At 67.7% G+C, this 25778-nt stretch carries 27 protein-coding genes, 4 tRNA genes and 1 pseudogene; 9 read left to right on the top strand and 23 right to left on the bottom strand.

Features of this window, described 5'->3' with window-relative positions; genetic code table 11:
* Positions 1-47: 47 nt before the first annotated feature.
* The 5 genes from rplA to ACWDRW_RS21120 form a co-directional block, all read right to left on the bottom strand.
* Positions 48-773 carry a 50S ribosomal protein L1 gene (gene rplA / locus ACWDRW_RS21140; protein WP_186281125.1) on the bottom strand — a complete coding sequence of 242 codons (726 nt, stop codon included), beginning with the start codon at positions 771-773 and terminating at the stop codon, positions 48-50.
* Positions 774-849: 76 nt separating this feature from the next.
* Positions 850-1284 carry a 50S ribosomal protein L11 gene (gene rplK, locus ACWDRW_RS21135; RefSeq protein WP_016645192.1) on the bottom strand — a complete coding sequence of 145 codons (435 nt, stop codon included), beginning with the start codon at positions 1282-1284 and terminating at the stop codon, positions 850-852.
* Positions 1285-1451: 167 nt separating this feature from the next.
* Entirely contained in the window at positions 1452-2279 is an 828-nt protein-coding gene (nusG, locus tag ACWDRW_RS21130; RefSeq protein ID WP_451725257.1) for a transcription termination/antitermination protein NusG, read from the bottom strand.
* 81 nt (positions 2280-2360) lie between these two features.
* Complete coding sequence (gene secE, locus ACWDRW_RS21125; RefSeq protein WP_269661052.1) at positions 2361-2648, bottom strand: preprotein translocase subunit SecE; 288 nt, start codon at positions 2646-2648, stop codon at positions 2361-2363.
* A 108-nt stretch (positions 2649-2756) separates the two neighbouring features.
* Positions 2757-2829 (bottom strand) — tRNA-Trp (locus tag ACWDRW_RS21120).
* 249 nt (positions 2830-3078) lie between these two features.
* On the opposite strand from ACWDRW_RS21120, the gene ACWDRW_RS21115 reads away from it, so the two are divergent.
* Positions 3079-4302: a pyridoxal phosphate-dependent aminotransferase gene (locus ACWDRW_RS21115; protein ID WP_451725255.1), complete on the top strand. Its 1224-nt coding sequence runs from the start codon at positions 3079-3081 to the stop codon at positions 4300-4302.
* A gap of 120 nt (positions 4303-4422) precedes the next feature.
* On the top strand, positions 4423-5463 hold the full coding sequence (locus ACWDRW_RS21110) for an adenosine deaminase (RefSeq protein WP_451725253.1): 1041 nt from the start codon (positions 4423-4425) through the stop codon (positions 5461-5463).
* Here the strand turns inward: ACWDRW_RS21110 and ACWDRW_RS21105 are convergent.
* The 10 genes and pseudogenes from ACWDRW_RS21105 to ACWDRW_RS21060 all read right to left on the bottom strand — a co-directional run bounded on the left by ACWDRW_RS21105 (position 5408) and on the right by ACWDRW_RS21060 (position 11593).
* Entirely contained in the window at positions 5408-6100 is a 693-nt protein-coding gene (locus ACWDRW_RS21105) for a hypothetical protein (protein ID WP_451725252.1), read from the bottom strand. The genes ACWDRW_RS21110 and ACWDRW_RS21105 overlap by 56 nt on opposite strands.
* A gap of 73 nt (positions 6101-6173) precedes the next feature.
* Positions 6174-7265 (bottom strand): annotated as a pseudogene (locus tag ACWDRW_RS21100) (UDP-N-acetylmuramate dehydrogenase); the annotation flags it as partial.
* A gap of 62 nt (positions 7266-7327) precedes the next feature.
* Entirely contained in the window at positions 7328-7708 is a 381-nt protein-coding gene (locus ACWDRW_RS21095) for a DUF3291 domain-containing protein (RefSeq protein WP_451725251.1), read from the bottom strand.
* A gap of 48 nt (positions 7709-7756) precedes the next feature.
* Complete coding sequence (locus tag ACWDRW_RS21090; RefSeq protein WP_451725249.1) at positions 7757-9196, bottom strand: DHA2 family efflux MFS transporter permease subunit; 1440 nt, start codon at positions 9194-9196, stop codon at positions 7757-7759.
* 108 nt (positions 9197-9304) lie between these two features.
* Positions 9305-9874, bottom strand: a complete 570-nt coding sequence (locus ACWDRW_RS21085) for a TetR/AcrR family transcriptional regulator (RefSeq protein WP_451725248.1) — start codon at positions 9872-9874, stop codon at positions 9305-9307.
* A 255-nt stretch (positions 9875-10129) separates the two neighbouring features.
* A complete protein-coding gene (locus ACWDRW_RS21080) occupies positions 10130-10558 on the bottom strand; it encodes a MaoC family dehydratase (protein ID WP_451725247.1) in 429 nt (142 codons plus the stop codon).
* 8 nt (positions 10559-10566) lie between these two features.
* A complete protein-coding gene (locus ACWDRW_RS21075) occupies positions 10567-11019 on the bottom strand; it encodes an FAS1-like dehydratase domain-containing protein (protein ID WP_451725246.1) in 453 nt (150 codons plus the stop codon).
* Between the two features lie 129 nt (positions 11020-11148).
* Entirely contained in the window at positions 11149-11313 is a 165-nt protein-coding gene (rpmG, locus tag ACWDRW_RS21070) for a 50S ribosomal protein L33 (RefSeq protein ID WP_003948671.1), read from the bottom strand.
* An 88-nt stretch (positions 11314-11401) separates the two neighbouring features.
* Positions 11402-11474: transfer RNA gene (locus tag ACWDRW_RS21065), tRNA-Met, on the bottom strand.
* A gap of 46 nt (positions 11475-11520) precedes the next feature.
* Positions 11521-11593: transfer RNA gene (locus tag ACWDRW_RS21060), tRNA-Thr, on the bottom strand.
* A 292-nt stretch (positions 11594-11885) separates the two neighbouring features.
* On the opposite strand from ACWDRW_RS21060, the gene ACWDRW_RS21055 reads away from it, so the two are divergent.
* Positions 11886-13151 (top strand): amidohydrolase family protein, encoded by a 1266-nt coding sequence (locus ACWDRW_RS21055; protein WP_451725245.1) that lies wholly within the window; start codon positions 11886-11888, stop codon positions 13149-13151.
* A gap of 177 nt (positions 13152-13328) precedes the next feature.
* Positions 13329-13985 carry an SDR family oxidoreductase gene (locus ACWDRW_RS21050; RefSeq protein ID WP_451725243.1) on the top strand — a complete coding sequence of 219 codons (657 nt, stop codon included), beginning with the start codon at positions 13329-13331 and terminating at the stop codon, positions 13983-13985.
* Between the two features lie 117 nt (positions 13986-14102).
* On the opposite strand, the gene ACWDRW_RS21045 is transcribed toward ACWDRW_RS21050, so the two are convergent.
* On the bottom strand, positions 14103-14315 hold the full coding sequence (locus ACWDRW_RS21045) for a hypothetical protein (RefSeq protein WP_451725242.1): 213 nt from the start codon (positions 14313-14315) through the stop codon (positions 14103-14105).
* A 103-nt stretch (positions 14316-14418) separates the two neighbouring features.
* Positions 14419-14500 (bottom strand) — tRNA-Tyr (locus ACWDRW_RS21040).
* A gap of 226 nt (positions 14501-14726) precedes the next feature.
* On the opposite strand from ACWDRW_RS21040, the gene ACWDRW_RS21035 reads away from it, so the two are divergent.
* On the top strand, positions 14727-15215 hold the full coding sequence (locus ACWDRW_RS21035; RefSeq protein ID WP_128433077.1) for a YajQ family cyclic di-GMP-binding protein: 489 nt from the start codon (positions 14727-14729) through the stop codon (positions 15213-15215).
* 93 nt (positions 15216-15308) lie between these two features.
* On the opposite strand, the gene ACWDRW_RS21030 is transcribed toward ACWDRW_RS21035, so the two are convergent.
* Entirely contained in the window at positions 15309-15575 is a 267-nt protein-coding gene (locus ACWDRW_RS21030; protein ID WP_451725240.1) for a GlsB/YeaQ/YmgE family stress response membrane protein, read from the bottom strand.
* Between the two features lie 194 nt (positions 15576-15769).
* Between ACWDRW_RS21030 and ACWDRW_RS21025 the strand changes: the two genes are divergently transcribed.
* On the top strand, positions 15770-17014 hold the full coding sequence (locus ACWDRW_RS21025; protein WP_451725238.1) for an APC family permease: 1245 nt from the start codon (positions 15770-15772) through the stop codon (positions 17012-17014).
* Between the two features lie 34 nt (positions 17015-17048).
* Here ACWDRW_RS21025 and ACWDRW_RS21020 read toward each other — a convergent pair whose 3' ends face one another.
* The gene (locus ACWDRW_RS21020) at positions 17049-17609 is read right to left on the bottom strand and encodes an SMI1/KNR4 family protein (protein WP_451725236.1); all 561 of its coding nucleotides are present in this window, start codon (positions 17607-17609) and stop codon (positions 17049-17051) included.
* Between the two features lie 94 nt (positions 17610-17703).
* A complete protein-coding gene (locus ACWDRW_RS21015) occupies positions 17704-18000 on the bottom strand; it encodes a YccF domain-containing protein (protein WP_451725284.1) in 297 nt (98 codons plus the stop codon).
* Between the two features lie 119 nt (positions 18001-18119).
* Between ACWDRW_RS21015 and ACWDRW_RS21010 the strand changes: the two genes are divergently transcribed.
* On the top strand, positions 18120-18530 hold the full coding sequence (locus ACWDRW_RS21010) for a YccF domain-containing protein (RefSeq protein ID WP_451725235.1): 411 nt from the start codon (positions 18120-18122) through the stop codon (positions 18528-18530).
* Between the two features lie 21 nt (positions 18531-18551).
* On the opposite strand, the gene ACWDRW_RS21005 is transcribed toward ACWDRW_RS21010, so the two are convergent.
* Both ACWDRW_RS21005 and ACWDRW_RS21000 read right to left on the bottom strand, forming a co-directional pair.
* Positions 18552-21686 (bottom strand): NACHT domain-containing protein, encoded by a 3135-nt coding sequence (locus ACWDRW_RS21005; protein ID WP_451725233.1) that lies wholly within the window; start codon positions 21684-21686, stop codon positions 18552-18554.
* A 189-nt stretch (positions 21687-21875) separates the two neighbouring features.
* A complete protein-coding gene (locus ACWDRW_RS21000) occupies positions 21876-23228 on the bottom strand; it encodes a tetratricopeptide repeat protein (RefSeq protein WP_451725232.1) in 1353 nt (450 codons plus the stop codon).
* 183 nt (positions 23229-23411) lie between these two features.
* On the opposite strand from ACWDRW_RS21000, the gene ACWDRW_RS20995 reads away from it, so the two are divergent.
* Together ACWDRW_RS20995 and ACWDRW_RS20990 are read left to right on the top strand one after the other, a co-directional pair.
* Positions 23412-23978: an ATP-binding protein gene (locus ACWDRW_RS20995; protein WP_451725231.1), complete on the top strand. Its 567-nt coding sequence runs from the start codon at positions 23412-23414 to the stop codon at positions 23976-23978.
* 280 nt (positions 23979-24258) lie between these two features.
* Entirely contained in the window at positions 24259-24588 is a 330-nt protein-coding gene (locus ACWDRW_RS20990) for a hypothetical protein (RefSeq protein WP_451725230.1), read from the top strand.
* Positions 24589-24989: 401 nt separating this feature from the next.
* On the opposite strand, the gene ACWDRW_RS20985 is transcribed toward ACWDRW_RS20990, so the two are convergent.
* Positions 24990-25769: a GntR family transcriptional regulator gene (locus tag ACWDRW_RS20985; RefSeq protein WP_451725228.1), complete on the bottom strand. Its 780-nt coding sequence runs from the start codon at positions 25767-25769 to the stop codon at positions 24990-24992.
* Positions 25770-25778: the final 9 nt, after the last annotated feature.

Raw genomic sequence — 25778 nt, 5'->3', positions numbered from 1 at the left:
CCTCGAAGGTGCGGGGCCCGTTCGCCGACTTCAGCGAGCCGTCAGGCTCAGACCGCGGCCGGGTCCTCCTCGACGAGGAGGTTGCGGGTGCGGTTCGGGTCGAGCTGGATGCCGGGGCCCATCGTGGTGCTGATGGCGGCCTTCTTGATGTAGCGACCCTTGGCGGCGGACGGCTTCAGACGGAGGATCTCCTCCAGGGCCGCGCCGTAGTTCTCCACCAGCTTGGTGTCGTCGAACGACGTCTTGCCGATGATGAAGTGCAGGTTCGAGTGCTTGTCGACGCGGAACTCGATCTTGCCGCCCTTGATGTCGTTGACAGCCTTGGCGACGTCCGGCGTCACGGTGCCGGTCTTCGGGTTCGGCATCAGACCACGCGGACCGAGCACGCGGCCGAGGCGGCCGACCTTGCCCATGAGGTCCGGGGTGGCGACGACGGCGTCGAAGTCCAGACGGCCCTTCGACACCTCGTCGATGAGCTCGTCGGCGCCGACGATGTCGGCGCCCGCGGCACGAGCGGCCTCGGCACGGTCACCGGTCGCGAAGACCAGGACCCGGGCGGTCTTACCGGTGCCGTGCGGGAGGTTCACGGTGCCACGGACCATCTGGTCGGCCTTGCGCGGGTCGACACCCAGACGGAAGGCGACCTCGACGGTGCCGTCGAACTTGGTCGTGGAGGTCTCCTTGGCGAGACGGACGGCCTCGAGCGGGGCGTAGAGCTTCTCCCGGTCGATCTTGGCGTCCGCAGCGCGGAGAGACTTGCTGCGCTTGCTCACTACTGCTCCTGGGGTTCTCTTAGGAGTCGTGGTCCGGGCCGAGCAGGCCCTGCCACTACTGCAGGGGGTTTGGGGATCAGCCCTCGACCGTGATGCCCATGGAACGGGCGGTGCCGGCGATGATCTTGGACGCGGCGTCCAGGTCATTGGCGTTGAGGTCGGGCATCTTGGTGGTGGCGATCTCGCGGACCTGCGCCTCGGTGATCTTGGCGACCTTGGTCTTGTGCGGCTCGCCGGAGCCCTTCTCGACACCAGCGGCCTTGAGGATCATCTTCGCGGCCGGCGGGGTCTTGGTGATGAAGGTGAAGGAGCGGTCCTCGTAGACCGTGATCTCCACCGGGATGACCCAACCGCGCTGCGACTCGGTCGCGGCGTTGTAGGCCTTGCAGAACTCCATGATGTTCACGCCGTGCTGACCCAGCGCGGGGCCGACCGGCGGGGCCGGGTTGGCGGCACCGGCCTGGATCTGGAGCTTGATGAGCCCCGTGACCTTCTTCTTCTTGGGAGGCATAGCTCTCCGGGTCCTTTCAATCGGGTCCATGCCCGCGCGACGGGACCAACCGAACGCAGGCATACCGCACAACGATAACGGGTATAGATGCGCGGCCAAAAACCGAGCAGGTCAGGCGGGCTGATACAGCCTGCCTGACCTGGTCGGAAGCTCTTCCGGGAAGAACCTCAGTTCTTCTGAATCTGGTCGAACGACAGCTCGACCGGGGTCTCGCGACCGAAGATCTCCACCAGACCCTTGACCTTCTTGGAGTCGGGGTTGATCTCGTTGATCGTGGCCTGGAGCGTGGCGAACGGACCGTCGGTGACGGTGACCGAGTCGCCGACCTCGAAGTCCAGCACCTGGACCTCGACCTTGCGCTGCGGCGCCGGCTTGCCCTCGGCCTCGGCGGCCTCACGGGCGGCCTTCTCCTCGGCCTCCGGGGCGAGCATCTTGACGATCTCGTCCAGGGTCAGCGGGTACGGGTCGTAGGCGTTGCCCACGAAGCCGGTGACGCCGGGGGTGTTGCGGACGACGCCCCAGGACTCGTTCGTCAGGTCCATGCGCACCAGGACGTAGCCGGGAAGCTTGTTCTGGCGGATCGTCTTGCGGTCGCCGTTCTTGATCTGGACGACCTCTTCCTGCGGCACCTCGGCCTGGAAGATGTAGTCCTCGACGTTCAGCGAGACGGCGCGCTGCTCCAGGTTGGTCTTCACGCGGTTCTCGTAGCCGGCGTAGGTGTGGATGACGTACCACTCGCCGGGCAGGGTGCGCAGCTCCTCGCGCAGGGCGGCGACGGGGTCGACCGGCTCGGCGGGCTCTTCCTCGGCCTCTTCGGCTTCGGCGTCCTCGGCCTCGTCCTCGACGTGCAGGGCGGCTTCCTCGGCGGGCTCGCCGGCCTCCTCGTCGGCAGCCTCGACCTCGTCCAGGTCCTCGTCCGCGCCCTCGACGATGTCGAGCTCGTCTTCGACAGTCTCGTCGGGCTCGATGGCGTCGTTCAGGTTCTGGTCAGACACGGTGGCTGCTTCTTCCTGGATACATAGGGGTGGAACATGCGAAAAGGGGCGCCGGTAACCGCGGCGCCCTTCGCTCTTGGCTCAGCCGAAGACGTACTTGGCGGCGTGGTCGAGCCCATAGTCAATCACGGTCACCAGGCCGATCATGATGACCACGAAGACGATCACCACGGTCGTGTACGTCGTCAGCTGGCTGCGCGACGGCCAGACGACCTTGCGAAGCTCGGCGACGATCTGCCGGTAGAAGAGGGCCAGACGCTTCAGCGGACCCTTCTTGGCGCGCTTACCGCCCTTGCGGGTCTTCTTCTTGGAATCCGGCGCCTCGTCCTCGGCATCAGGCATGTCGATGGAGCCCACGGCGTCCGTCACTCGTCCTCACCTGATTCCGGGTCGTGGCCGTGCCGCGCCCGGTCTGAGCCGCACGGCGGTGCATTGCTGTACGTACATGCGCACACATCCTGGCGAAGGTGTGTGTAGCAGGGCCGGAGGGACTTGAACCCCCAACCGCTGGTTTTGGAGACCAGTGCTCTACCAATTGAGCTACGACCCTTTGTGTGTCCCCCAACGTACCGCATCCGGACGGGTGCTCGGTGTGCACCGTGCGAGTGCGGGCTGCTGAAGGCCAACGAGGTGAGAGTGTACGTGGTCTCGGGCCCCTCGTCGAACAGAAAGTGCCCGTAGGAGCCTTGGAGATGAAAGATCACCCAGCTCGAGGGGTGGATCCGGACGGTTGTTCAGCCGTTGTTCAGTCTGTGAAACCCGCGTGCCGGGGGAGTTTCCGGTCTGAAACGATGGACCCATGAGCGCTGCAACCCCTCCCACCGAGCGCCGGGTCTCCGCCCGAGTCGGCGCGATCTCCGAGTCCGCCACCCTCGCCGTGGACGCCAAGGCCAAGGCCCTCAAGGCCGCCGGGCGTCCGGTGATCGGCTTCGGCGCCGGTGAGCCCGACTTCCCGACCCCGGACTACATCGTCGAGGCCGCCATCGAGGCCTGCAAGAACCCGAAGTACCACCGCTACACGCCGGCCGGCGGTCTGCCCGAGCTGAAGGCCGCGATCGCCGCGAAGACGCTGCGCGACTCCGGCTACGAGCCCGACGTCTCCCAGATCCTCGTCACCAACGGCGGCAAGCAGGCGATCTACGAGGCCTTCGCCGCGATCCTCGACCCGGGCGACGAGGTCATCGTCCCGGCGCCGTACTGGACGACGTACCCGGAGTCGATCCGCCTCGCGGGCGGTGTCCCGGTCGAGGTCGTCGCCGACGAGACGACCGGTTACCGGGTCTCGGTCGAGCAGCTGGAGGCGGCGCGCACGGAGAAGACGAAGGTCGTCCTCTTCGTCTCCCCCTCGAACCCGACCGGCGCGGTCTACAGCGAGCGGGACACCGAGGCCATCGGCCGCTGGGCCGTGGAGCACGGCCTGTGGGTGATGACGGACGAGATCTACGAGCACCTCGTCTACGGCGACGCCTCCGCGGTCTCCCTGCCGGGGCTGCTGCCCGAGCTGCGCGACAAGTGCGTCGTGGTCAACGGCGTGGCGAAGACCTACGCCATGACGGGCTGGCGGGTCGGCTGGATCATCGGCCCGAAGGACGTGGTGAAGGCCGCGACCAACCTCCAGTCGCACGCGACGTCCAACGTCTCGAACGTGGCGCAGGTGGCCGCCCTCGCCGCCGTCTCCGGTGACCTGGACGCCGTCGCGAAGATGCGCGAGGCCTTCGACCGGCGCCGCAAGACGATCGTGCGGATGCTCAACGAGATCGACGGCGTGGTCTGCCCGGAGCCCGAGGGCGCCTTCTACGCGTACCCGTCGGTGAAGGCCGTGCTCGGCAAGGAGATCCGCGGCAAGCGCCCGCAGAGCAGCGTGGAGCTGGCCGAGCTGATCCTGGAGGAGGCCGAGGTCGCGGTCGTCCCGGGCGAGGCCTTCGGCACCCCGGGCTATCTGCGGCTGTCGTACGCGCTCGGTGACGAGGACCTCGTCGAGGGCGTCTCGCGCATCCAGAAGCTGCTGGCGGAGGCCAAGTAGCCGGTAAGCCGTCCCAGGGCGCCCACGACCTGTCGTGGGCGCCCTGTTTCTTTGTGCGAGCAAGACCACGAACGGGGAAAGCGGTACCGGCACGGCGGTTGCGTACGGCAGGATCCTGGGATGGAGCGTGTACGTGATGTCTCTGAGCTGCCGAAGGCCCATCTGCACCTGCACTTCACCGGGTCGATGCGGTCCGGCACCGTCCTGGAACTGGCCGACAAGTACGGCGTGCGCCTGCCCGAGGCGCTCACGGAAGCCCTGACGAGCGGGGAGCCGCCGAGGCTGCGGGCGACGGACGAGCGGGGCTGGTTCCGCTTCCAGCGGCTGTACGACGCGGCCCGCTCGTGCGTGCGGGAGCCCGAGGACATCCAGCGCCTGGTGCGCGAGGCCGCCGAGGAGGACGTGAAGGACGGCTCGGGCTGGCTGGAGATCCAGGTGGACCCGACGTCGTACGCGCCCCGGCTCGGCGGGCTCATCCCCGCTCTGGAGATCATCCTGGACGCGGTGGAGACGACCTCCCGGGAGACCGGTCTGGGCATGCGGATCCTGGTCGCCGCGAACCGGATGAAGCACCCGCTGGACGCCCGCACGCTGGCCCGGCTCGCGGTGCGGTACGCGGACCGGGGCGTGGTCGGCTTCGGGCTCTCCAACGACGAGCGGCGGGGCATGGCCCGGGACTTCGACCGCGCCTTTCACATCGCCCGGGACGGCGGGCTGCTGTCGGCCCCCCACGGGGGCGAGCTGACCGGTCCCGCCTCGGTCCGCGACTGCCTGGACGACCTGCACGCGAACCGGATCGGCCACGGGGTGCGCGCGGCGGAGGACCCGCGGCTGCTGAAGCGCCTGGCCGACCGGGGCGTGACGTGCGAGGTGTGCCCGGCGTCCAACGTGGCCCTGGGCGTCTACGAGAAACCGTCGGACGTCCCGCTGCGCAAGCTGTTCGAGGCCGGTGTCCCACTGGCCCTGGGCGCCGACGACCCCCTGCTCTTCGGATCCCGTCTCGCGGCCCAGTACGAGATCGCGCGCACCCACCACGCCTTCACGGACGCCGAACTGGCGGAACTGGCCCGGCAGTCGGTACGGGCGTCCGCGGCGCCGGAGGAGGTCAAGGCGCGGCTGCTGGCCGGCGTGGACGAATGGCTGACTGCCCCGGTGGCCTGAAATGGGCGTACGGCGGATAGGGCTTGAAGCAGATCAGCACCTCGACGGGGTGCCCGCCGCCGGGCGGCTGGACCAGTTGCAGTGAGGTCATCAGCACCGAGTGCCCGTCGGCGACGCGCTTCTGAAGCGGCCCGAAGCCCGCCGCGCGGGCGAAGCCGAGGGCGGCGTCGGCGAACACCTCCCGGCTGCCGAACAGGAAGAACGTCCGCGCGTGGGTGGCGTGCCGCAGGTCGTCGCGGTCCCGTCGCGCCTGCCAGGTCCTCGCGTCCCGGGCGGTCCGCGCCTCGTCGGTGCGGACGGTCAGCGGCCTGCCCGCGCGCAGGGCGCCGCGGATGCCGGGCCACCGGCTGGGGCGCAGGCCGAGCGAGTGATGGGCGAGCACGAGGTCGACCCGTTCGCCCCAGCCCTCGTCGGGCGGGACCGAGTCGCGCAGCGGGACGTGGACGATCGTGTGCCGCGAGCAGGCAGCGAAGGAGAACAGTCCGGCCAGCCGGTTCAGGCCGTCGTGGTCACCGAGCAGCAGACCGATGGGCTCGGGGGCGGTCAGCGAGGTGTGGCGCAGCGGCGTGCGCGGCTGGACCACACGGTGTTCGTACGGCCCGGTCCGGAGCCGGAACTCGGTCATCCTCAGCCGCACAGGGGTTCCCTCATGCGTTCAGGGTTCCGTCCGGCCGTCGTGCCGCGCAACGGGGATTCCGCCCTGGCGGGCCCTACAGGCTGACGCCGACCGTCACCGGCTCGTTGACCAGCGTCACGCCGAAGGCCTCGCGGACCCCGGCGACGACCTCGCGGGCGAGCGCCAGCAGGTCCTCCGTGGTCGCCGCGCCGCGGTTGGTGAGCGCGAGGGTGTGCTTGGTGGAGATGCGGGCGGGGCCGTCGCCGTAGCCCTTGGCGAAGCCCGCCTTGTCGATGAGCCAGGCGGCCGAGGTCTTGGTGCGGCCCTCCCCCGCCGGGTAGGCAGGCGGCTCCACACCGTCGCCGAGCCGTTCCCGCACGCGCGCGTGGAAGGCCGCGAACTGCTCGTCGGTGAGGATCGGGTTGGTGAAGAAGGATCCGGCGGACCAGGTGTCGTGGTCCTCGGGGTCGAGGACCATCCCCTTGCCCGCGCGGAGCTTCAGCACGGTCTCCCGCGCGGCGGCCAGCGGTACCCGGTCGCCGGCCTCCACGCCGAGGGCGCGGGCGGTCTCCGCGTACTTGATCGGCGCCGACAGCCCGTCCGCGTCCTCCAGCTCGAATCGGACCCGCAGGACGACGTAGCGCTCGGGGTCGGCCTTGAAGCGGCTGTGGCGGTAGGAGAAGTCGCACTCGGCGTTGGTGAGGGTGACGGTCTCGCCCGCGCGGCGGTCGTACGCGATCACCTCGGTGATCGTGGCGGAGACCTCCTGGCCGTACGCCCCGACGTTCTGGATCGGGGTCGCGCCCGCCGAGCCGGGGATACCGGCCAGGCATTCGATCCCGGCGAGCCCGGCCTCGACGGTACGGGCGACGGAGTCCGTCCAGACCTCGCCCGCGGCCAGTTCCAGCCGGGTGCCGACGAGCTCGAAGCCCTTCGTGGCGATGACGAGCGCGGTGCCGTCGAAGCCCTTGTCGCCGATGACCAGGTTCGATCCGCCGCCGATGAGCAGCAGGGGGGTACCGGCGGCGTCGGCCTCCCGGACGGCGGCGATCACCTCGGCGTCGGTGGTGGCGGTGACCAGCCGGGTGGCCGGTCCGCCCAGCCGGAAGGTGGTCAGCGGGGCGAGCGGGGCGTCGTGGAGTTCCTGCACGCGCTCAAGAGTACGAGAACGGCCCCGCCGGTCTGGGCGGGGCCGTTGTGTCGTACTTCATCGGGACTCGGGGTCGTGGTCGTACGACGTCCAAGGGCTCAGGTCAGTCGGCGGGCGGCCTCCGCCCAGTCGACCGGGAGTTCCTCGCTCTTCGCGGTCCAGATGACGAACTTCGCGTCCCGCATCAAAGGGGCCAGGCCCCGGGAGGTCGGGGCGTGGGTGCCGGAGCGGGCGAAGGTCTTGAGGGCTTCGGGCGACTCCCAGGCGGACAGGGTCCAGAAGGTCCGCCGCAGGGGCTGTGCCTTGAGGGCGGCCCCGTAGGCGCCCGGCGCCCGGCTGACCTGCCGCCACACGCCCGGGGTGCGGGCGAAGAACCTCAGGGCGCCCCAGAGGCTGCGGGTCTCGAACCGGGAGGCGAAGACATGCACCTCGGTGCCGTGCGGAGGGGTGTTCGGAACGGTCCAGGGGAGAGTGGGCATGGCGTGCTCCTCAGCGTCCTGCGGCGGGGTCGGCTTCCTGCGGTTTCCTCACCGTCCTGCGGTTTCCAGCACGGGCGCCTGCGTCGCCTCGGGGCTCTCCATACGCTCGGTCGCCCGTCGGCCCGGGATGCACAGAGCCGCGATTCCGGCCACGGCCACCAGCGCGGCGCCGGTCACCAGGGCGGGCTTCAGCCCGTCGACGAAGGTCTGTCCCGTCTCGTAGCCGCCCTGGGCCGCGAAGATCGACGACATGATCGCGATGCCGAGCGCGCCACCGACCTCGCGCAGGGCGTTGTTGGCGCCGGAGGCGATGCCCTGCTCCGAGGCCCGGACGCTGGACATCACCAGGGCCGAGGCCGGCGCGAAGAACAGGGCCATGCCGACGCCGCTGATGACCAGACCGGGCAGCTGGACGCCGTAGGAGGCGTCCGCGGTGATGACCGAGGCCAGGTAGCCGAGGCCCGCGGCCTGGAGGAAGAGACCGGTGGCGACGACCGGGCGGCCACCGATCCGGTCGGAGAGGATCCCGGCGATCGGCGCGACCAGCATCGGCATACCGGTCCACGGCAGCATCCGCAGGCCCGCCTCGGTGGGCGAGTAGCCGAGCACGCCCTGCATGTACTGGCTGAGCAGGAAGATCGAGCCGAACATGCCGAGGAACATCAGCATGCTGGCGGCGTTGATCCCGGAGAAGGCGCGGGAGCGGAACAGCCGCATCGGGAGCATCGGGTTCTTGGCGCGGGTGCTGTAGAGGACGAACGCGGCGAGCAGCGCGCCACCGGCGAACAGGCCGGTCAGGACCAGGGGGGCGGTCCAGCCGTCGGCCGGGCCGCGGACCAGGCCGTAGACGATGCCGAAGAGGCCGCCGCTGGCGAGGAGGGTGCCGGGGAGGTCGAGCCGGGTGCTGGTGCCGAAGGACTCGGCGAGGCGGACGCGGGCGAGCGGGAGCAGGATCAGGCCCAGCGGAACGTTCAGCCAGAAGATCCACTGCCAGGAGATGTGTTCGGTGAGGCTGCCGCCGATGAGCGGCCCGGAGGCCACGGCGAGGCCGTTGACCGCGCCCCAGATCCCGAACGCCATCCCGCGCTTGGCGGCCGGCACGGCGGCCGTCAGCAGGGTCAGCGTCAGCGGCATCATGATCGCCGCGCCCACGCCCTGCACCGCGCGGGCGGCGATCAGGGAGTCGATGCCGGGCGCCATGGCCGCGGCGGCGGACGCGCCGGTGAAGATCGTGATCCCCACGAGGAAGAGCCGTCGACGGCCGAACCGGTCGCCGAGCGCCGCGCCGAACATCAGCAGGACGGCGAAGGTGAGCGTGTAGGCGCTCACCGTCCACTCCAGGTCGTGCAGCCCTCCGCCCAGGTCCTCCCGGATGGAGGGCAGCGCGGTGGTGACGACGAGGTTGTCGAGGGCCGCCATGAATCCGGCGACGCTGGTGATGACGAGGGCCCAGACGGGTCCTCCGCGAGGTGCGGTCTGCTGTGACATCTCTCCCCCAGAGGGTGATCACGCGGTTTGGTTAGTTATTGATGACTAAGTTTCAGGGTCATGAAGAGGCGCGGGTACGCCCTTCGGCCTGTCAGTGTTCCGACTCGCTCAGTGCTCGAGCCGACCCTTCGCGCGGGCGGAGGGGTAGAGCCCCTCCCACACCCGGTGCTCGGGCGGGAATCCCATGGCCACCAGGCAGTTGACGAGCATCCCGTACGCCATGAAGGTCGTCGTCTCGTTGATGTCGGCCCCGAGCGGCAGGTGGACGCTGTCCCACAGCTCCATCCAGTTCTCGCGCACGGCGGCACCGAACTCGTGATCGCCCTCCTCCTCGGCGGCGGCCACGGCGACGTACAGCTGCATCTGCATCAGCAGCCGCTCGGGGTGTTCGGCGATGACCTTGGTGTACGCGTTCGCCATGGCGTGCAGGGCCTCTTCGCCCTCCAGTCCGGCGGAGGCCTCCCGGAAGGTGCGGATGGTGTCCTCGACACAGCGCCGCGCCGCGGCCTGGAAGATCGCCTTCTTGCCCGGGAAGAGGCGGAAGAGATACGGCTGCGAGACCCCGACCCGCTTGGCGATCGCCTCGGTCGACGTGCCGTGGTAGCCACCGCGGGCGAACTCGGCGGTCGCCGCGCGGATGACGCTCTCGCGCCGCTCTTCTGCGCTCATCCTGACCATGCGACTAAGTTAGTACTCAATCACTAACTACGTCAAGGGAGTGCCGGTCGGCCCTCGGTCTCCCCGGCCGGTGAGGCTTCGCGGGCCGCCGAAGCCTCGTGCGGGGCCGGCTCTGCGGGGGTGCCTGAGAAGGCGGGGCCGCGGCCCGCCGGCTTCCTGCCTGCGGGGTCGGGGGGGTGGAGGCAGCAGTAAGGGGCGCTCCCCCAAGGAGAACGCCCCTTACTTCGCCCTACGGTGCCGCACGCGCGCGTGGCGTCACGCCAGTCGTACGACCGCCCGCGACATCCCGAGCACCTTCTGGCTGGCGCTGGTCGCCGTCAGGTCCACCCGGACCGTGTTGTCGTCGAGCTTGGCCGCCACCTTGCCGCTGACCTCGATGGTGGCGCCCTCGTCGTCGTTCGGGACGACGACGGGCTTGGTGAAGCGGACGCCGTACTCGACGACCGCGCCCGGGTCGCCGGTCCAGTCGGTCACCACGCGGATCGCCTCGGCCATGGTGAACATGCCGTGCGCGATGACGTCCGGCAGGCCCACCTCCTTGGCGAACTTCTCGTTCCAGTGGATCGGGTTGAAGTCACCCGAGGCGCCCGCGTACTGCACGAGCGTGGCCCGGGTCACAGGGAACGTCCGCGCGGGCAGCTCGGTGCCGACCTCGACGTCGCCGTACGAAATCTTCGCCGTCATGGGGTTGTTCACGCCTCCTCTGCCGCGCGGGAGACCAGCTTCGTCCAGGCGGTCACGACGTGCTCCCCCGCCTCGTCGTGGACCTCGCCGCGGATGTCCAGGATGTCGTTGCCCGCGAGGGACTTGATCGCCTCGATGGTCGAGGTGACCGTGAGCCGGTCCCCGGCGCGAACCGGGCGGGTGTAGGCGAACTTCTGGTCGCCGTGCACCACGCGGCTGTAGTCGAGGCCGAGCTGGGGGTCGGCGATGACCTGTCCGGCCGCCTTGAAGGTGATCGCGAAGACGAAGGTCGGCGGGGCGATCACATCGGCGTGGCCGAGCGCCTTGGCGGCCTCCGCGTCCGTGTACGCCGGGTTGGCGTCTCCCACCGCCTCCGCGAACTCACGGATCTTCTCGCGGCCGACCTCGTAGGGGTCGGTGGGCGGATAGGTCCGCCCGACGAAGGACTGGTCGAGCGCCATGGGCTCGGCACCTCCTGGTGTCTGCTGTGGTTTCCCGGAGTCGGCCCGAGGGTTACCGCTCGGTTCCGGCCGACGAAACGACGCGAGGCCGCCCCCTGTGACGGGGACGGCCTCGCGTACGAGCCTGATTTATCGCGTCTCGCGGTGCGCGGTGTGCGCGTTGCAACGCGGGCAGTGCTTCTTCATCTCAAGACGGTCCGGGTTGTTACGCCGGTTCTTCTTGGTGATGTAGTTCCGCTCCTTGCACTCCACGCAGGCCAGCGTGATCTTCGGGCGGACGTCGGTGGCAGCCACGTGAGTGCTCCTTGACGAACGGATAGGACATTTAACGCAAGAAAGAGTAGCCGATCGAAGGACCGACCCCGCAATCGGCTACTGTCAGTAGCGGTGACCGGACTTGAACCGGTGACACAGCGATTATGAGCCGCTTGCTCTACCGACTGAGCTACACCGCTGTGATGCGATCGGATCCCGCCTCGCGACGGGAACCTCACACACCAGAGCCCCAAAACGGAATCGAACCGTTGACCTTCTCCTTACCATGGAGACGCTCTGCCGACTGAGCTATTGGGGCGAGCGATGAAGACATTACACGGTCCGCCGCCGTTCACCCAAATCCGTTTCGCGGCCCCCGCGGCGCCCCGATCCGGCGGGCTTCCCGGGCGCCTCACAGGTCACCGCCGCGGCCCCTCCGCACGGCTGCCGCACGACGGACCACACCGGTACGACTATTGCGCTCCTCCCGGCCGCGAGCTGATCACCGCCCTAGGCTCGACTCACTCTGCGTGATCTTGCGTCCCCGCGCGGTTCCGCGCGGTCCTTCGCTGTCCTTCGCGCAGTTCCGAGCACCGAGCACCTGGAGCGCGATGCCCGACAGCCAGCCCCAGCCGCCCCACTCGTCCTCGTCCCACGAGTCGTCGGTGCCGTCCGATCCGGCCGCGCTGCTGTTGTGCGGGGCCCGCCTCACCGACGGCCGCGCCGTGGACGTCCGGCTGGGCGGCGGGCGCATCGAGGCGGTGGGCACGGCGGGGAGCCTGGCGGCGGGCGGCACGCGCGCGGGTGGCGCGCGCGTGGACCTCACCGGCTATCTCCTCCTCCCGGCCCCCGCCGAACCGCACGCCCACGCCGACACCGCGCTCTCGGCCGACGCCGACGGCCCGGTCTCGTACGACCCCCAGGACGTCCAGCGCCGGGCGACGGAGGCCGCCCTGCTCCAGCTCGGCCACGGGGCGACCGCGCTGCGGGCACACGTACGCGTGGGCGACGTCCAGGGCCTCGGCGCCCTCGCCGCCGTCCTGCGGGCCCGGCGCTCACTGCGCGGGCTCACCGAGCTGACCGCGGTGGCGATGCCCCGCCTGCTGACGGGGGTGGCCGGGGCGGACGGGCTGGCGATACTGCGGGACGCCCTGAAGATGGGCGCCTCGGTGGTGGGTGGCTGTCCCGACCTGGACCCCGACCCCACGGGGTACGTGGAGGCGGTCCTGGAACTGGCCTCCGAGCACGGCTGCCCCGTCGACCTGCACACCGACGCCGACGACCCGGCCCGGCTGTCCCGGCTCGCGACGATGGCGGGCGGACTGCGCCCCGGCGTGACACTCGGCCCCTGCGGCGGACTCGGCCGCCTGCCGGCCGACGCGGCGGCCCGCACGGCGGACCAACTCGCCGCGGCCGGCGTGACGGTGGTGTGTCTGCCGCAGGGCGGCTGCGGGGGCGTGGACCGCCGGGGCACGGCACCGGTACGACTGCTGCGCGCGGCCGGAGTTCGCGTGGCGGCCGGGAGCGGGGCACTGCGGGACGTGTCCAACCCGGTGGGGCGCGGCGACCCGTTGGAGGCGGCGTACCTGCTGGCTTCCCAGTACGGGCTGAGCCCCGACGCCGCCTACGGCACGGTGAGTTCGGCGGCGCGGACGGTCCTGGGCCTGCCCGAGGTCCGCGTCGAGGCGGGCTTCCCCGCCGACCTGCTGGCGGTGCGCGGGGAGCGGCTGGCGGGGGCGCTGTCGCTGGCGTACAGCCGGATCGTGGTGCACCGGGGGCGCGTGGTGGCCCGGACGAGCGCGGTGCGGGAGTACTGCAACTCCGCCGCGGCCGTGGAGTTGGGGCTGCCTCGGCAGGGGCGGGGGGAGGTCTCCTGAGGGCGGGGGTGGGGCGGTGACGGGCGGGCCGAGGGGACGGACGCAAGTCGTGTCGTCGGGGTTCGGGCGCGTGTCGGAGCGCGTCCGCCGGGCCTGTCGACGAGGCGTCCTGGGTCGCGGCGCGGACCGTGGGAACTCGTGCGGCGGATGCGGCCGTCCGGGCGTACGGTCGAAGACATGCGCATTGTCATCGCTGGTGGTCATGGTCAGATCGCGCTGCGGCTGGAGCGGCTGCTCTCCGCGCGCGGGGACGAGGTCGCGGGCATCATCCGCCGCGCCGAACAGGGCGACGATCTGCGGGAGGCGGGCGCCGAACCGGTGCTGCTGAACCTGGAGTCGGCGACGGTGGAAGAGGTCGCGGCGCATCTTCAGGGCGCGGACGCGGCGGTCTTCGCGGCGGGCGCGGGGCCGGGCAGCGGGGCGGCCCGCAAGGAGACGGTGGACAAGGACGCGGCGATCCTGTTCGCGGACGCGGCCGTGCGGGCGGGCGTACGCCGGTACGTGGTCGTGTCGTCGATGGGCGCGAACGCCAAACAGGAGGGCAGCGAGGTCTTCGACGTCTATCTGCGGGCGAAGGGCGAGGCGGACGAGCACATCCGCGGCCTGGACGCCCTGGACTGGACGATCCTGCGCCCCGGCATGCTGACGGACGACGCGGGCACCGGCCTGGTCCGCCTGGAGGCCCACACGGGCCGCGGCCCGATCCCCCGCGACGACGTGGCCGCCGTACTGGCGGAGCTGATCGACACCCCTGCCACGGCCGGCCTGACCCTGGAACTGATCAGCGGCTCCGCACCGGTGACGGTGGCGGTGAAGTCGGTGGCGGGCAACTGAGCAGACGCCTTCAGAACGGCGGCGACCGACGGGGAAGCCGGCGCCGTCAGAACAGCAGCAACTGACCGAAAAGCCGCCGTCTCGGAACAGTGGCAAGTGTCCGAAAAACCCGACACCTCAGAACAGCGGCAACTGACCGGGGAACTCGGGCACGACATACCCGTCCAACGACGGCTGCGCGGCCCCCAGTTCAGCCGTCCGTCGCGACCCGGGACACGACACGAGTTCCCCACTCCCCCGCGCACCGGGCGGATCGTGCCGCGCGAACCGCCCGGCCACCACGGCGATCTCACGACGACACTCGGGGCAACTCCTGCGGCGGGTGGTCATGGCCTCAGTGTGCCCGCCCCCTCTGACATCCCCGAGGTCACCGCACACGAAGAGACCCCCTGCGTACTGTGTCTCCACAGTCCGCAGGGGGTCTTCCCCAAAGTGGCGGCGCCAGGATTCGAACCTGGGAAGGCGAAGCCGGCAGATTTACAGTCTGCTCCCTTTGGCCGCTCGGGCACACCGCCGGGGTTTGCTGCCATTCGAACAACCTTTCGGCTGCGCTCCCTGGCAACGACGTAAACAATACCCGATGCGGAGGGGTGCTTCGCCACCTGATTGTTCGCGGCCCCGGGGACCGGGGATGGCTAGGCTTATCCGGATGCGGCCCGGGACCTTTGCCGGGCTCGGCGGTCGCCCCCACGTACGCCGACACGCACCAGACACGCACCCCGATACAAGGAGCCACAGGACATGGCCGACTCCAGTTTCGACATCGTCTCGAAGGTCGAGCGGCAGGAGGTCGACAACGCCCTCAACCAGGCCGCCAAGGAGATCTCGCAGCGCTACGACTTCAAGGGCGTCGGCGCCTCGATCTCGTGGTCCGGCGAGAAGATCCTCATGGAGGCGAACTCCGAGGACCGGGTGAACGCAGTCCTCGACGTCTTCCAGTCCAAGCTGATCAAGCGCGGCATCTCGCTGAAGGCGCTGGACGCGGGCGAGCCGCAGCTCTCCGGCAAGGAGTACAAGATCTTCGCGTCGATCGAGGAGGGCATCTCCCAGGAGAACGCCAAGAAGGTCGCGAAGATCATCCGTGACGAGGGCCCCAAGGGCGTGAAGGCCCAGGTGCAGGGCGACGAGCTCCGCGTCAGCTCCAAGAGCCGCGACGACCTCCAGGCCGTCATCGCCCTCCTGAAGGGCAAGGACTTCGACTTCGCGCTCCAGTTCGTCAACTACCGCTGACCACGTGAGCGGAAGCGCGGCGCGCCCGAGACAGGGCGGGCACCTGGCTGGTGCCCGCCCTTCCCGCCTGCTGGCTGCGGTCCGGGGAGATGGTCAGTCGCGCGAGTTGCCGAACAGGATGCGGTAGGCGACCAGGAGAACCAGCGAGCCGCCTATCGCGGCCGCCCAGGTGGCGCCGTCGTAGAAGTCCTTGCTGATGGGGTGGTCCAGCCAACGGGCCGAGATCCAGCCGCCGATGAAGGCGCCGGTGACGCCGATGACGGTCGTACCGATGAGGCCGCCCGGGTCACGGCCCGGCAGCAGGAACTTGGCGATGGCGCCGGCCAGCAGCCCCAGGATGATCCAGCTGATGATGCCCATGCCGTGAACCTGCCCTTCCGTGCTGTGCTCGCACTGGCCGGACACTGTGATCTTCGTCCGGTTCGGAGGGTGCGCGTCCGTCGTGCGCCGACCGCGCTCGCGTGTTCCCGCCTTCGCGCTCTGTTCGCCGTGTGTTGATGACCAGGACGCCGGCACCGCACTCCACGGTTGCGGCGATCAGTAGGGTTCTGGCCATGACACAGTCCGCCGCCGGGCTACGGCGCACCCTCGGTGTAGGCGACGCCGTGGTCATCGGGCTCGGCTCGATGATCGGGGCCGGAATCTTCGCCGCCCTGGCGCCCGCGGCCCGCGCCGCCGGCTCCGGGCTGCTGATCGGCCTCGCTGTCGCCGCCGTGGTCGCGTACTGCAACGCCACGTCCTCGGCCCGGCTGGCCGCCCTCTATCCGGCCTCCGGCGGCACCTATGTGTACGGCCGCGAGCGGCTCGGGGAGTTCTGGGGATACCTCGCGGGCTGGGCGTTCGTGATCGGGAAGACGGCCTCCTGTGCGGCGATGGCGCTCACCGTGGGCGCGTACGTCTGGCCGGACCAGGCGCACGCGGTGGCGGTCGCCGCCGTGGTGGCGCTGACCGCGGTGAACTACGGCGGCGTCCAGAAGTCCGCCTGGCTGACGCGGGTGATCGTGGCGGTGGTGCTGGCGGTCCTCGCTTCCGTCGTGGTCGTGTGTCTGACGTCCGGTGACGCCGATGCCGGGCGGCTGGACATCGGCGCCTCCGGCGGTCTGGACGGGGTGCTCCAGGCGGCCGGCCTGCTGTTCTTCGCGTTCGCCGGATACGCGCGCATCGCGACCCTCGGCGAGGAGGTACGGGATCCGGCCCGCACCATCCCCCGTGCCATCCCGATCGCCCTCGGTATCGCGCTGGTGGTGTACGCGTGCGTGGCGGTGGCGGTGCTGTCCGTGCTGGGGGCCGGTGGTCTCGCGAACGCGGAGGCGCCACTGGCCGACGCGGTCCGGGCGGCAGGCGTGCCGGGTCTGGTTCCGGTCGTCCGGATCGGCGCCGCGGTGGCCGCGCTGGGTTCGCTGCTCGCCCTGATCCTGGGCGTCTCGCGGACGACACTCGCCATGGCGCGGGACCGCCATCTGCCCGGCGCGCTGGCGGCCGTGCACCCGCGTTTCCAGGTGCCGCACCGGGCGGAGCTCGCCGTGGGCGCGGTGGTGGCGGTGCTGGCCGCGACCGTGGATGTGCGCGGCGCCATCGGTTTCTCCTCCTTCGGTGTGCTGGCGTACTACGCGGTGGCGAACGCCTCGGCCTGGACGCTCGGTTCCAGCCTGTCGGCGCGCGCGGTGCCGGCGGTGGGTCTCCTCGGGTGCCTGGTGCTGGCGTTCGCGCTGCCCTGGGTCTCGGTGGCCGTGGGCGCGGGGGTGCTGGCGGTGGGGGTCGTCGCGTACGGCGTACGGCGGTGGCGGGCGGCTCGGTAGCCGGTGCGGCCCGCCCGCATCCGTCCCCGAGGGCTCAGGAAGCCCGCGCCGTGCGGATGCGGAAGTCGGTCCATGGGGCCATGTCCATGCCGTCGTTCGTCTCCTCGTACCAGCCCGTGCCCTCCACCCACGTGCGCAGCCAGTGTTCGAGGCTGGGCGCGTCCACGTACCAGGCCTGATCGCTGATGTCGGCGTTCGGCTCGAAGAGCAGGACCGGTGCCTCCGGGGCGAGACAGTCCACGCAGGCGTACATCGCGCAGCCCCAGTGGGATATCGGCAGGACTCCCTCGGGCCAGGGCCAGTCGGGGTCCTTGCGGCCGCTCTCACGGTTGGCGAGGTACTGCACGACGGCGGCGGGCTCGCCGGACGGAGGGCTGTCGAGCAGGGGCAACAGGCCGTACTCCGGACCGAATCCGCCATCGCCTATGCGCAGGTACAGCTCGGCGAGCAGCGGTGGCAGGGGAAAGCCGAGCGCGGCCTCGGCCCGGGCCGGGGCGGCCTCGTCCACAGGCGCGGGGAGGGAAGTCCAGCCCCACGGGCGGGTGTTGCGGGCCTTGTCCGCCACCCGCGCCAGCAACTGCTCGATCTCGGTCATGCGTTCATGATGCAAGCCGCCACTGACAATCGAGCCGAGCCTGTGGACAACCGACGGCTTGTGGAAAACCTCTGCGACCAGACCCCCGCGACGGCTACCAGCTCGTCGAGGCGAACGCCTGGTCCGTGCGCACGATTTCGCGGCCCAGCGGCAGCAGCGACACCGGGATGAGCTTGAAGTTGGCGATGCCGAGCGGAATGCCGATGATCGTGACGCACAGGACGAGACCGGTGGCGATATGGCCGAGGGCCAGCCACCAGCCCGCCAGGACCAGCCACAGGACGTTGCCGACACAGGAGGGCGCTCCCGCGTCACGGCGCTCGACCGTGGTGTACCCGAAGGGCCACAGGGCGTAGACGCCGATTCTGAAGGCGGCGACCCCGAACGGGATCGCCTCCGTACGTTCCCGATCACGCTACAAACGCTCTCCGCTTCCGCTTGCAGGCGTGACCTGCCGATACTGGTGGTAGCAGGAAAACACCGAAGGACCCACCTGGAGAGGTGTCGATCATGAAGCTGTTCAACCTGCTGCTGAACATCATCTGGCTCGTCTTCTGCGGCATCTGGATGGCGATCGGCTACCTCATCGCAGCGCTGATCTGCTTCGTCTTGATCATCACCATCCCGTTTGGCATCGCGTCCCTACGTATTGCTGGCTTCGTCCTCTGGCCGTTCGGTCGCACCACAGAGGAGCGGCCAAGCGCCGGAGCCGGCTCGCTCGTCGGAAACGTGATCTGGGTGATCTTCGCGGGATGGTGGCTGGCACTCGCTCACCTAGCCACGAGCATCCCGCTATTCCTGTCCATCATTGGCATCCCGTTCGGCTGGGCCAACCTGAAACTCATCCCGATTTCCCTGATGCCGCTGGGTCGCGAAGTCGTTCCAACAGATCAGGAATTTGGCGGGCGTCGCGGGTACTAACAGATCTCGATATAGCGAGGATCACCCTGGGATGTGCCCCTGAAGAAATGAAAGGTCTACATTCCCGTCTCCGCCGACGAAGATTTGCCCTCCACGCCCCCTTCGCCGCCTTGCCAAAAAGAACCCCTCCCATGGCTCCGACTGGCCCGCTATACGTGACTCCAGGGTTGCAAGCAAGCAATACATCAACTCGAAATCCTGCGCGAGGCTTTCATACGTCTCCGAACTTGCCCTCCTCGTCAAAGATGACGCACGGGGTGCTCCACCAACCCTCTGGCGAGGCCACGAGATGGATAGACGCGAACGCATTGTTCGGCCCCTCAGTTCCTGTCCGGTCACGATCGACGAAACCGAGTCGGCCAAGCTTCTGCAAATCTGAGCCGCAGAAAGGCACAGCCATCGACTGCAAAGTCTTTCCATGTCATGGATGTTGGGCTTCACAGGAGCGACTGCCGACTGCGAATAGCTCACAGCAACAGCGTACTCAAGCGCCTGAATGACTGCGCCGAGTTCGGTTCGCAGGGAAGCCGTCAGGGCAGCCGTCGCAGACGATGCCTCATCGTAGGCAAATGATCGAATTGCCTGACCTAATGATTCCGCAGCGGCGCGAACAGAGCTGAGATCAACTGCTTCGACGTGATCCCATGCTGCCACAAGATTTGCCCTGGCCTTTGATTTCGCATCACATAGTGCTGCCAAGCGTTCGCGTGTCAGCAATAGAGCAACCTCAAGTCCTGCATCCTCAAGTACATGTTGTCCGGCAGCGGATCCCGAAAAGATTGTAGCGCGAGCATCAGCGTCAAGCTGCGCGTGAAGGATGGCTGGATCCGGGTTGAATTCCGATACCGGGTAGAAAGACACAACGCCCGTTGTCAGGCTCTTCACCGTAACTACGCCCACACCAATGAAGTTGAGTTTGGCCGCTAGCTCAGCATTTCGTATCTGATCGACGTCAAGCAGATCGTAGCTCCATTGATCACTATAAGTCCGCTCCACCCATTCACAAAAGGCTTGGGCTTCAGCGGGACGGACTCCCATTACTGGACTTGATTCGGCTCCGCTAGGATAAACACGGTCGGTCCAATGATCGGGGATTGACGATTCCAGGCGCCCACTTTCGTCAATATAGAGTTGATACTCCAGGCAAGTAATTGGGGTGACGCTAACATACTCGTCCTCCGCAAAGCGTAGAAAACCCCTACTACGCTGAAATAGCCGAACCGCCCCTGCTGCCTTCCTCCTATTTGGCTCCATTCGCACTTCGCCTGCAACAAATTCGCTAAGGGCACGTCGGGCACTAAGGCTAACCTCACGTCCCTCTTCGCTGCACTGAACCGCCAGACTCAGAGATGCCAAATCATCTGCTTCCCGAAGGCATGCTTCGACAATTTCTGTGGCATCGCTCTGGGATGCATAAAGCAGGGTGGTTTCTCTCCACCAGGAGTCACGCAGGTTGGCAACCAAAATCCCTTCCATTCGTTCTTCACGAATATAGTTTGCCGCCAAGAACTCCTGAAAGGTCAAGTGCGCGAAGGCGTACGCATCACGCTCCTGTTCAAGTAGCAGTCCACTCGATTGCTCAACGTGCTTCAAAAATTCAGTGGGAGGGACGTCAGGAGCCACCCGTGATAGGGGTTCCGAAATAAGTGAGCATGCCTCATATCGCCCAATGTCTCTGACTCGATGCTCCATCATTCTGAAAGCCAGAAACTGCAACACGCTTTGCTTTTGAAGCGCGGAAATCTCCAGATCTGTCTCGACGCCACGCGCCTGATGCCGCTTACCAAGTAGAACTTCACAAATTTCTTTATAGAGTTCGATCCTTGTACCAGGAAGCGCACCTCGGTAGTGGTGAACGGTGGCTATCATCGTGAGAAGAAGCGGATTCACAGTGAGGCTGAGCAAAGCAGAAGATTCATACAGACGGTCAAGTAGCTCACGACTAGAGCTTTGCGCATATAGCTCGGCGGCCCCTCTATCACCCGCATAACTTCGCATAGCTGTAGAGCTATACCAACGCTCGATGAAATCGCCTACCTGACGCTCCGTAAAAGGCTGCACCTGCACAACGGTGGCCGAATTCAAGGGAGCACTTTGGTACCCGAATGGCCGACTCGTTACGATGAAGTCGACATCAGGGTATGTCACCCTCTGCCGCTCAACCCAGTCTGAGACGTTCAGTCTCACTTCCCCGGTCGCCACCTCGTCGAGGCCGTCGAGCATAACAATCATTCGACCCTTTTCAAGCTGAGCCTCAATCCAGTTGGGCGGCTCTCTGCGCTGCAGATCGCCTATTGATGATCGAATTATGTCGGGCAGCAAAGGCGCCCAATCCCTGTCGGCAAATTTATCCTTGTGATGCCGCAGCTCAATCAAGACAGGAATCTTTTGCGACCCAATCGCACTTCTTGCGGCCCGCTTCCAAATCGCCATCGTAATGGCGACATGCTTCAACAGGGTTGTCTTCCCGCTACCTGGAGGCCCGACAATGACGAGCACGCTATTTGAATTCCTAGACGTCCTCAACCATCCCCAAATACTCTTGGGGGCATAGAAAGAAACGTCGCTACCATCAAGAAAAGCAAGCGTGGCTTGATTTACGGCCCCTTTTCGCCAACCGCGTGGGGACTTTATCAACCTGCCAGTCACACGGCCCGCCAATTGAAAAGTGTAGGATAGGGCGCCAAGTGGTGTTAGCGATGCTGCCCTTTCATCCATAATGGACTGCCAAAATTGCGGACCATCGCCCCCATAGTCGACAATATTCGAGCTGAGACTATGCAAGGAATTGGGGTCGAGAGAAAGGGGGACAAACACTTCATTGACAGAAAGGGCATAGTCACCGCGAGTTGTCAAGCCCTTTAGGTCCATATGTGCATGCGCATTACGGACAAAACGAAGATAGAGCCTTCGATGTCTCGATGTGGCCTGCTGTAGCCTGATGTCCAGAAATGCGACTATTCGAGCCAGCCATATGTCTAGAAGCTTACTCCAGATTTTCCCAGTTATACCTACCAGGGCGGCAATTAAATAATAGGCGAGAAGGATAAAGGCGGCCGCCACAGGATGTTCTTGCAGGAATCCTGTGGCCACAGCGACATATGGGCCCGCGGCAGCAACTACGGCGCCAATCATCACCTTGCGGAAAGTGCTCAAATTTGAACTCATCTTGTCACTTCCGATGCGTTTTGATCATCCGTTGGCGCTTACGCAGGCAACCTCACTCATAGCTTAAAGGTCGGACGTTGTTACCGCTCGCGTAACGTTGAACCACTAGTTGCCAGCTATCCGTCCAACCCTCTCCGGCACGCGAGCGCTGCCTCGAACGCATACTCTAGACTCGACTCAAAAGGGCAGAGCAGGCCTGGCAGAGCGTCGCTTGATTGCCGTGACCTGCTCGTGGAAGTCGCGTGTTGCCGTTTCACGGGGGTACCGAGCACGCAGTTCCTTGTCCAACTCATCTGCGACTAACAGCAAGGACGGCAGGGACTTGCGGTCGGCTCGTAGAGCCGTGGTACCCATGCCGATTGCTTCTTCTATCTCGCCCATGCGGGCAGCGGCAACCCCGAGCGTGAGCCTGGCTTCTGCCGCGCGCATGGGTGAGATCTCGGTTCCGCCTTGGCCCGCGCTAATGCTGATTACAGAGCGGGCATGGGTGGCGGCGCGTTCGTCGTCGCCGAGGAGACGGTAGGCGTCCATCTCGTAGAAGTCCCACTTGTCGGGGTCGATGATGAAGTGGTGTTCGGGGTGGTCGGGCCGTGGGAGTCGGTCCAGGCGGGCTCGGCCGGCGTCGAGGGAGTCTCGGACGAGGCGGCCGTCGCCCATGCGGGCTGCGGCGCGGGCCTTGTGGGCGTAGAGCTGGACGCCGACGGAGTGTGTCTGGTCGGCCATGTGTCCGGCCTCGACGGCGGCGAGCATGTCTTGCCAGCGGCGCTGGGTGAGGGCGAACCAGGCCTCGATCTCCCATGCCCAGGCCTTGATCTCGCCGTGTCCGGCTTCCTCGCCGATGCGGAGTGCGGCGGCTTTGCTGAGGTTGGCGGCCTCGCGCTGGCCTCGGTCGTACTGGACGCACGCGTTGAGCAGGAAGAGCCATCCGGCGTCCACGAGTAGTTCGCGGTGCTGGCGGAGGGTCATTCGGCCTTCGAGCTGCTTGGTGACGTATTGCAGGCCGTTGCGGGTGCGGTCGTGGAGATAGTCGGCGTCGGCGTACGGGTAGGCGCGCGCCAGTTGGTCAATGCCCTGCTCGATCGACTCCAGGGCAGCGCTGTTGATGCTGGACATCTCAGTGCGCCGGAGCATCTCAGCGACGTCCCAGAGTCCGGCCCCGCCCTGGGCGATCAGGGTGCTCGGGTCGTCGGGCGTGGATGTGGCCGCGGGTCGACTCTGTTCCCATGGGCGTGGCGCGAGTCCCGCGAGGTGACCCGGGATCCGTAGGCCGTCCACCACTTCGAGGATCTTGGCGTACTGGGTGATCCGGGGTCGTACGCCCTTGCCCTCGGATTCAGGGCGGGCCATCTTCCCGATGTGCTCGCGCTTGTAGTTGACCGCTTCGGCGATCTTGGCGTAGCTGATGTGCCCGTGGATCTTTGCGAGTCGGAAGACCTCGCCGAAGTCGTGGCTGGCGATTGCGGATCGCACGTCTGCGCGCTCCAGCACGTGCGGCGGTAGGGCTGCCGGTGTGGGTGCAGCTTCGGCCATCTCACGTCCCCATTGTGATTGACCTGCGTGTTTTGTTTTCGACCGTGCCTTGTGCCTCTCGCGAGTGTACCCACGAGGGGGGTCCCCAAGAGGGGGGAGCGACGGGCGGGACACTGCGTGCACTCTCGGGTCACCCTGCCGGGAGGGGCTCGGCAGGCGTGACCAGAGACGGTGATCCGTGTCATGAACGCGAGAGAAGCGCGACGACATGAACGGGTGATGAGTGACTTAGATGCGTTCACTCACTGGTTCGCAGCGTCGGATCCGACGGCGGGTGGGCGCTGCGCCACCCTGACGCTCTACGCGGAGCTTCCGGATACCGCGCACATTGCCCGTGACATGACGGTTCAGCTCCTCCGGGACTCAGGTGCGGCGGAGATCGTCGACGACGCTGAGCTGGCCGTGTCCGAACTGGTGGGCAACGTGGTGAACCACGCTGTGCCGGAACCGTGCCTGAGTCGTCCCGGCGGCAGTCGGCGCATCCATGTGACGTTCAAGATCTGGCCGAAGTGGGTGTTCATCGGCGTCACGGATGAGGACTCGACTCCTCCCGTGCTACCCCTCGGCGACACCTTCTCACCTGGCCTCATGGGCGAGTTGGCGGAGGCAGTTGTACCCGACAGCGGCCGTGGGCTGTTCATCGTCCAGCGGGTTGCTGCGGCGGTCTGGTGCACGCCGGAAGACCAGGGCGGCAAGACCGTGTGGTGCCGCTTCGACCTCGACAGCAGTGGTGGGGACGCTAGGCCCTGATGATCTTCGGGCTGTCGCCTCCTCGTTGCTCTCTGGGGAGCGGGTGACAGGCCGGGGCCGGAGGTTGAGTCCTCTGGTGATCGGGGCGTGGCTCCCCGGGGCTGCCCGTCGGGCTCCCCACCCGGCCCCCTTGGGGGCCATGCTTCACAACCTCATACCGAGACCGGACCACCCCCGCGCCTGGCAGCAACCGGGGTGGTCCGGCAGGGGACACTGCGATCCCCGGTGCCTGATGGTACCGGGGTCGTTGTGCTGTGCATTCGCCCTGGGCCAAAGAGAGTTGACGATCTGTTACCTCGATGGGAGCGGCAAGGTGACTGGCGCGGGTGCGGAGTGGCACGGCGACGGGCTGGACGTCACGGGCGCGGATTCCGGCCTGTGGGTGAGCGGCGTCGATTATGTGGCTGGCTGGCGTGAGGCTCGGGAGGCTGCTGATCACGTGAACCTGGCCTTCCTCGGAGCGGAGTTCGAGCCCTCCGAGTTACGGGCCGTGGCTGCGACGGCCGACGACGGGCGGGGGCTTGTCCGTTTGGTCGGCACGCCCGGCGCGGTGATGCGGCTCGCCGGGCTCCTGGAGGAGCACCCGCCGTATGGCGGCGATGCAGCGTGAGCGGCTTCGCTGGTGAGCGGTGCGCGTGGGCACGTCGCCGGCCGGAGGGACTTTGGGCGGGAGCTGCCATGGGGCGAGTGAACAGGGGGCCCTACGCTGGCCCGGCGAATCGGGCAGGCACTGGTGCTGCCCGCGTATGTGCCCGATGGGCCCCCTGTTCTTCGAGGCTCGCCCCATGGCGGCTGCCTAAAGTCCCGGAGGCCGTCGACCCCCAGCCCCGCGGGCCCCTGCTCCCGGCGGCCGGTCGATGCTTCGACTCCTCGGGTGTGCTGCGGGCGCCGGGCGACCGGACGGGACCGGCGTCCACGCCGCACGCCCGGCCGGGGCGGCCGGGCGACCCGGCGCGCCGCAGGCGCGCCCTTGAGGAAGTGGAGACTGTTTCGACCGATGCCCGCTCGGGGTCAGGTGCGGGTGCGCCGTGCGGGCTGCTTGTCGGCGGTGATCCGGTAGGCGAGTTCGGCACGGTCGGCGCCGATGCGGAGCTCTTCGAGAACCAGCGGGCTGTCGTCGGCGCCGTGCGCGACGCGGGACACGTGCAGGACCGGGGTCGCGTCCGGCAGGCGGAGGGTGGTGCGCTCGTCCGGCAATGGCAGGTGCGCGCGAACCGTCTCCGTCCAGGACAACTTGTGCCCGGCCTCGGTGAGCAGTCCGTAGAGAGCTGTCGGGTGCTCGGACGGCTCCTCGGCAAGGCCGGGGACGGCCTCGGCTACCTCGAAGGGGATCAGCGTGCGGTGCATGGCGCGCGTGCCGGTGCCAGGGTCGATGAGCAGGCGGTCACAGCCGAACAGTGCCTCTTCCTCCCTGAGTTGGAGGCTTCGGCCGGTGTCCTTGGTGGTGTGTGTGCGGTAGGTGGTCGGCTCCTCGACCTCTTGCCAGACGTCGCCGCCCGGCATGACGAACGTGCCCCCGGTGGTACGGCTGATGCGGCGCTCAACGGTGAGCACGGGGTGTCCGCTGGCGCGTACGAAGCTGCCCTTGCCGTGACGGACGTCGATCAGGCCTTCCGCGCGCAGTGCCGCGACTGCGTGGCGGACGGTGGGGCGGGAGACGCCGTAGCGGGCCATGAGCTGCGCTTCGGATGGCAACAGGGCGTCGGGTGCGAACTCGCCGGTGAGGATGGCCTCGCGAATGGCGGCGGCCACCTGCTGGTAGAGGGCTCCGGGGCGCTGGATCTCTGACATCTCGGCATC

The sequence above is a fragment of the Streptomyces sp. NPDC003635 genome, from assembly GCF_053587635.1.
The sequence above is the reverse complement of the archived record's forward strand: the minus strand, read 5'-3'. Positions and strand labels throughout refer to the sequence as shown.